The sequence below is a fragment of the Enterococcus sp. LJL128 genome, from assembly GCF_056924295.1.
Window position 1 is genome coordinate 101,364 of the sequence record NZ_JBXPBP010000013.1, and the last position, 7,231, is coordinate 108,594.

At 36.7% G+C, this 7,231-nt stretch carries 3 protein-coding genes; all 3 read left to right on the forward strand.

Annotated features, from left to right (window positions below; all coding sequences use genetic code 11):
• Window positions 1-944: 944 nt before the first annotated feature.
• Window positions 945-2,384: a helix-turn-helix domain-containing protein gene (locus tag AC1Z3K_RS14410; protein ID WP_461733078.1), complete on the forward strand. Its 1,440-nt coding sequence runs from the start codon at window positions 945-947 to the stop codon at window positions 2,382-2,384.
• On the forward strand, window positions 2,377-2,868 hold the full coding sequence (locus AC1Z3K_RS14415; RefSeq protein WP_426081866.1) for a hypothetical protein: 492 nt from the start codon (window positions 2,377-2,379) through the stop codon (window positions 2,866-2,868). The genes AC1Z3K_RS14410 and AC1Z3K_RS14415 overlap by 8 nt, the downstream gene beginning before the upstream one ends.
• A 13-nt stretch (window positions 2,869-2,881) precedes the next feature.
• Window positions 2,882-7,231 (forward strand): Spy0128 family protein (locus AC1Z3K_RS14420; protein ID WP_461733079.1); only part of this gene is annotated, 4,350 nt, incomplete at its 3' end.

Sequence of the window (7,231 nt, forward strand, 5' to 3'; positions counted from 1 at the left end):
TGAAACACCAGATAGGAATCAGCCAACATCGAATAGTTTACCTTCGTGTTTCCTGTCATTTTCGGAATTTCTGCCGTATTGCTTAGAATCACTGTGATTGCTCTTTGAGCAGAACAGATGCTGAAAAGTACCTACCTGGTGCTTAGAATCACTGTGATTGCTCTTTGAGCAGAACAGATGCTGAAAAGTACCTACCTGGTGCTTGAAGTTAACCGTTTCTGTTCCATCTTTCTGTTTTTTTTAGTATATTTATTCTAATTTTTTGACTAATAAAAAATATTAAATGATAGTTTTAATTTTTTGTGTGCTTTAAAATTTCAGCGTTGGGATGTCTGGCAAGTCAGGGGAAAATGTAGACGTAAAGTATACTGGACTGGAATCAATGGATTAAAAATGGTTTTCTTAAAACATTAAAAAGATAAAGTTAAGGTGCGATTTTTGATTTGAATATTTTAATGGAAAGCGATTTCATTATGCTATTAATGAAACCAGAGTTTGCTAATCGCAAAATTTTTAGATGGAGTTTCATTTTTAATTTGGATGAAAATTGCTTGTGTGCTACGATTATTTTTACACTCAAGGAGAAAAGTGAGGCAGAGAAAATTATTTCTGCTTAAAAAAAGTCGTACTTTGCAAATCAATTTTTTTCAAAATATAATCAAATATTGATAAAATAATTTTATTTGGCACATAAACCTTTTTAAAATAAGGTTTATGTGCCTTTTTTCTCTTATATAGACTGCTTTAATTTTGCATACAGCCCTATCTAATGTTTTCGAATATGTTACCATAATTAAGGGTTTTTTTATAAAAATCTCTTTGTTTTTTTTTATTGAGAAAAAAACAGGACAAAATTACTTATTTAGAGGATTAAAATATCCATCTCAACATTTATAATGAAATAAATTTGATGAGAAGGCTATTTTAGTGGAAGGGAATAAATAATGATACTAAATGATTTATTGATGGAGGATGATCGCTATAAGTGGTACATACTTCAATATTTAGAGTTAAACAAAAGCTTTTATTGCTCTCTTGATCAAATCTGCGATTTGTTGGAAATCTCCCGATATAAGATAGAAAAATACATTCATGAGCTTAAAGAAGAAATGAATAATGCTCAATTTACTGACATAATCGACTTAATGGATACGGGTGAGATAGTAGTCCATGACTTATCTCACAAAACAGTGAAAAAAATGCGTGTATTATTTATTGAACGAAGCTTGTCATTTCAGATATTTCATCGTTATGTAACGAAGGAAGTCAGTCTTGATAAGCAGATTGAGGCATTACATGTTAGCCGCTCCAGTACCTATCGCTTGTATCAAAAGCTAAAAAATCAGCTGTCAGAAGAAAATATTCAGATAAAGAAAAACAGATTGGTCGGATCAGAATTTGGCTTGCGAAGCTTTTTGTTCGGTATTTACTATGAGTTGTTCAACGGGCTAAAGGATCCGTTTCCTGAAGAAATTAAGCAATTGAGTAGAGAGCTGTTTCAGCACTTGGTTCATTACAAAAATCTAGTATTGCCAAAAACTAAAGAACATAAACTGAGATTTATGATTGAACTGTGGCTAATTCGTCTAAACCATGGGCACTTTGTAAGTGATGCGTATATTTCAGTTGGTGACAGCGAACTTGTGAATTATTTGTCAAAATGGCTAAACAAGCATTTTTCCCTTGAAGAGGGGATTATGGAAAAAGAACGTACTTATCTGCTTCTATTCCTTAAAACATTGTATGAAGAATTAGATGAACCGATTACTTATTTAGAAAGCAAACAGGAAATAGAGGCTAGACAGATCACTGAAGAGCTGCTGCTGTTTATCGCAAAAAATTCTTCTTTTGAGATAGATATCTTATTACAGGATAACGACTTAACAAAGGGATTATTGGCAATCAATCGCAAGTGGCTCAACTATCATTTTAGGGAATCTACTTTTGTAACAAAAGTTCAAAGACGTTACTTTCAAGAAATTAATCCCAAACTGGATAAAATGATTCAACAATTTATCCAGCAGATAGAACAACGTCAATTGTTTGAATCAGCTCAAGAGAAAAATAAGCTTTATTATGATTATCTTTTCTTTTTGATAACAAAAATTTCTGTGGAAAAACTGGAGGAGGCTGTTTATATTTGCATAGATTTTTCACATGGTAAACACTACAACGACTATATCAAGATGATGCTAGGATCGTTGCAAAGCGCTCATATCCAGTATGAAGAGCGTTTGAGTACACGCACACAGATGTATTTGTCAGATTTTTTGATTGATAAACTTCCGTGCCATCAAATTATTTGGAAACGTCCCCCAACACCAGAGGATTGGGCAGAGTTTGGCAAAATATTACTAAAGGTTAAAGGTGAAAGCTATGAATAAGAATGTGTTGATGGCTTTTGTGCTGCCAACGATGATTTTCCATCAAACGACTATTACAGCATCTTTCAGTGAAGCTGTAATCAGTGCCTGCCTAGCAGAAAAAGAGAAAGTCATTGTTTTTGATATGGAAGAATCTGGGAATACATTGATTGTTTCAAATGAGCGGATAGAAGAAGAGCCTTCTAAAGAAGCTGATGTTAAACAAGGGATGGACAGTGATCGAGAAGCAGTAGTTGAAAAGAAAAGGGCACAGCAGTCTGATGATGAGCAAGCACTGCCGAATACGGTTCAGGAAAATCAAAGAAGTGGAGAACGCGCCTATTTTGCAGCACTTGAACACAAAATCAATCAACTGCCAGCTTGGCTGCCAGATGTCGAAAAAGAAGAAGGAGAGTTAATTCACATGCTTTCTAGAATGTCTGGTACTGTTCTTTATGGAACACGTTCAGAGGAACAGAATTATCGTGAACATATGATTTTTTAAGGGGATGATAGTAATGGTTAGAATAAGAAAAATATGGTCAGTAACATTGGTGTTGAGCATACTGCTCGGCTTTCTACCGATACAGGCAATAGCAGAAACAGTGGATGGAGTAGGCATACAGATTAATGAGGCTAGCTTGACCGATTATTCTAGGGCTGAAATCAATCAACAGCAGCGAATCAATGCAGGAGATCAGATCAATGTCAAACTGAAGTGGTCTCTGGATAAGTCCGGGCTGATAGAGCAGGGGCAGACAATTGGAATAGCTTTACCGGAGAACCTGTATTTCAGTGAACAAAGCGGGATGTTGGCAAACAATATGGGCAGTTATTATGTGGCCAATCAGCGCTTATCTTTTTTGCTTAATAAAAATTACGTGTCTTCACAGGAAAATGAACAGATTCCTGACTTTTCCAGTGTAGTCTTCTATGAAGGTGAAGTTGAATTGATTGCTTCTACAAGTGATAAAAATCAGCAAGAAGAGTTTGTTGATTTTGGGAATAACGTTGTGAAGCCGTTATATTATAAACAAGTAAATGAAGAGACAATAAAATCTTCTGAGGAAAGTGAAGACCCTAAAGAAAATTCGCTGTTAATAGAAGAATCAATAGATGGACAAGAAGAACTAAAAAGCAATGACCAATTAGAGATGAGAGAAGCTAGAGCTCATGAATCCAATCTAAATAGTAGAGGGGTAAAGTTATTTACTAATGTAAAAATTACAGATTTTAATGGCCAAGAGTTCTCTCCAAGTAATCCCGCTTTGAAAGATGCAAATATAAAAATTCATTTTGACTGGGTTTTGGATGATTTGGAAGAAATCAAAGCTGGCGATTATTATACTTATCAACTTCCGGACTATTTCTCTATCCATAATTTGGTTTCTGGAGAATTGAAGAACGCAACTAACCAAGTTTTGGGTAATTTTTCTGTCGATTTGAATGGCCTGTTGACAGTTACCTTTAACAGTGTAGGTGAGAACCTAAGCGAGCGACAAGGAACAATTGATTTGACCACAGAGCTGAATATCACATCAGAAAAGGAAGTGGTTACAATCGAAACCGGTATTACTGATAATGATGGAAAAGAAATTACCATCGTGTTTCCTGTAGTAAAAGCCGATATCGTTAAAACAGGTGTCATCAATAATGATAACACTGTAGTCTGGACAATAGTTATCAACGAAAAGCGTGAGGCGTTAAAAAATGTGGTCATTACCGACTATTTACCAGAAGGTCTGACCTATCATTACGCTAGTGCTTTTGTTCAAAATGGCAATGGGGAGTGGGTGAGTGCTCCAGCTGGTTTCACTCAGCTGCTGCAGACAGGAGCCAACACAATCACTTTTTCATTCCCAAATAATGAAATTTTAGATGAACCGGTAAAGCTTGAAATCAGAATGAGGGTTACCGATAAAAATAAAACAGAATTTGTTAATAAAGCAACTATAACTGGGGATAATTTCTTGGGAAATTCTAGTGAAGCCAGTGTTTCTTATGCCGACAATAGCAATTACAAACGTCTCCTTGCTTATGATTTAGATAAAGGTACCTTCAATTGGGAGGTTAAAGCCACATATACAGAGGCAGGCGGAAGCTTCAAAGATTGGTTGTATGCGAAAAATAGTGATCCAAGTATTTCTTTGCACTATTTACTGAAAAATACGCTTGAAATTTATGATGAATCAGGAAATCTTCTTGGTAGTGACAAATGGTCTCTTGCTCAAACAAATGGAGACTATGCAGAAAAGAATGGAGAACTTGTTCATTTTACTTTGAATTTTGTTGATAAAGGAACTTACTTGATAAAATATACAACAAAAGCCTTTGATTTGCCTGTAAGACCAAATACGACAATTCCTAATTATGCTACAGTGATTGATGGCAGTAATAGAGAAGAATTATCAGCTGGTGAGACGGTGAAGCTTGATTCTAAGCTGGGGGTTAAAAAGTTAAGTACCGGTTCAACTCAAACCGATCATAGTGCTGGCTGGCTAGTAAAAATCAATGAAAACCGTATCCAAATGAACAATGCTGTAATTACTGACAAGTTTGAGACCTTGGAAGGTGCTTATCCAAGTGCTTTACAGCTTATCCCATCTACTTTGGAAGTAACCGCTGATGATGGAACGACAACAAAGACTTTGGAAATGGGTGCTGCGAAGGATTATGTTTTAGAAGCTTTAGCTGGTGATCCAACCTATAAAAAAGGATTCCGTATTAAATTGTTGAACAGTTACGCATCAACGACAGATACAATTACGATTAAATATAGAACTCACTATCATATGGATGAGCAAATAATAGGGATGGATGGCTTACCTGTAAACCGCTTTTCCAATTCCGTTACTATTTCTTATACAGGGGAAGACGGCAATACCTATACTGATGGAAGTGAAAGCACTATTTGGGTAGATTTGGCTCTTTCTTATAATGGTGTGAAATATGGGACTTATGTAGCTAAGAATGATGATGTAGCCAATGCATTAAAACCTGCACCAAATCCGTTTGAAGCAATCGCACCAACAGACAGTGTTTATTGGACTGTTTTGCTTAATACCTGGCAAACTAAAATTCCGATAGGAACCACGATACGAGAAGAATTGGGCGAGGGACAGACGCTTCGAGATATTAAAATCTATGACGTAACAATGGATGCAACTGGTGTTAAGGTCAAAAGCCTAGACAAAGAATGGCAGCTGGGGACGGACTATGGTATTACAATGGACAATGGGGTACCAGTCATCACACTGCTGAGTGAACGCACGCAGGCTTTTGCAGTCTATGTCTCAGCGGATGCGTCTGCTGATGTCTATAAATACAAAAACATAGCATTCATGGATACTTTGATTGGCAATCAATTAAAGGTGGAAGGATTTGCTGAAAAGAGCGAGAAGAATGACTGGATTGATAAAGACGGCAGTCAAGATGGTGGAAATCATCGTCTGGTCAATTGGTCAGTTGTTATGAACAAGGATAGTCATACTATTCATAATCCAATAGTTACGGATACTGTAAATATCAGTGAACAGTCTTTTGTTTATGATGCTTCTAAAGATGTAATTGTTAGCATTTATAAAGCTAAAAAAGATCCTTCTGGTAACTTTATCAAAGATGGTGCTGCCCTTGTATTTGATGAGGCAGATAAACCAGTGGTGACATTAGATGCCGCTGCAGGAACACAAACATTGAATATCAAATTAGGAGATATGATTGATTCTCCTTACATTATAGAGTATCAAACGATTCTTGACCCAGGAATTCGAAACAATGAGATTATTAGCAATAAGGCAGTGCTTTCTGGAAAAGATATTCAAATAGAGGAAACGACAAAAGTAGTAACTGTTAAATCTACTGATGGAGTAGGAACTTCTAGTGGTAAAAATGGATCATTAATATTTAGAAAAATTGATGAAAACAATAACTTGATAACTTCAGATTCAGCATTTTTTGATTTGTATCGTAGAGACAGTAATGGCGTGTTGACATTATTAATGCAGGATATAGAAGTTAAAGGAGATAAAATCATTATTAACGGGACAGAGATTGACTCTATCTCAAATCTTCGTTATGGAGATTACGCCATCATAGAAAGTCAGGCACCAGATGGCTACGAAAAAGATGCCGCACAACATGATTTTACTATTTCTAAAAACCAAGTTGAATATACGTTTAGTTTGGAAAATAAGAAAAAAGTTGTTGAAACAACTGCAAAACTGGAAGCGAAGAAAGAACTGAGTGGACGTGTGCTGCAAGCAGATGAGTTCGAGTTCCGACTGACTGGTAATGAAGACAGTGTGAACCAGAGGAAAAAGAATGACGGTACAGGCTTAGTAGCGTTTGATGAGATAAAGTATGATACCGCCGGTATCTACACATATACCATCAGTGAAGTGATTCCGGATACGAAGGAAACCGGAATGAGCTATGACCAAGCAATCTATGAAGCGACTGTAACAGTAGCGGATAAAGGCGGACAGCTGGAAGCGAAAGTCACATACAAAAATGTAGCGTCAGGAGAAGTACCAACCTTCAAAAATGAATATAAGGCACTGGCAGGAAGTGCAAAACTGGAAGCGAAGAAAGAGCTGAGCGGTCGCGCGCTGCAAGCAGATGAGTTCGAGTTCCGACTGACTGGTAATGAAGACAGTGTGAACCAGAGGAAAAAGAATGACGGTACAGGCTTAGTAGCGTTTGATGAGATAAAGTATGATACCGCCGGTATCTACACATATACCATCAGTGAAGTGATTCCGGATACGAAGGAAACCGGAATGAGCTATGACCAAGCAATCTATGAAGCGACTGTAACAGTAGCGGATAAAGGCGGACAGCTGGAAGCGAAAGTCACATACAAAAATGTA

Excerpts from the sequence above, each read along its gene's own strand:
- AC1Z3K_RS14415 (WP_426081866.1), top strand. The coding sequence starts at position 2,377 with ATGAATAAGAATGTGTTGATGGCTTTTGTGCTGCCAACGATGATTTTC.
- AC1Z3K_RS14410 (WP_461733078.1), top strand. The coding sequence starts at position 945 with ATGATACTAAATGATTTATTGATGGAGGATGATCGCTATAAGTGGTAC.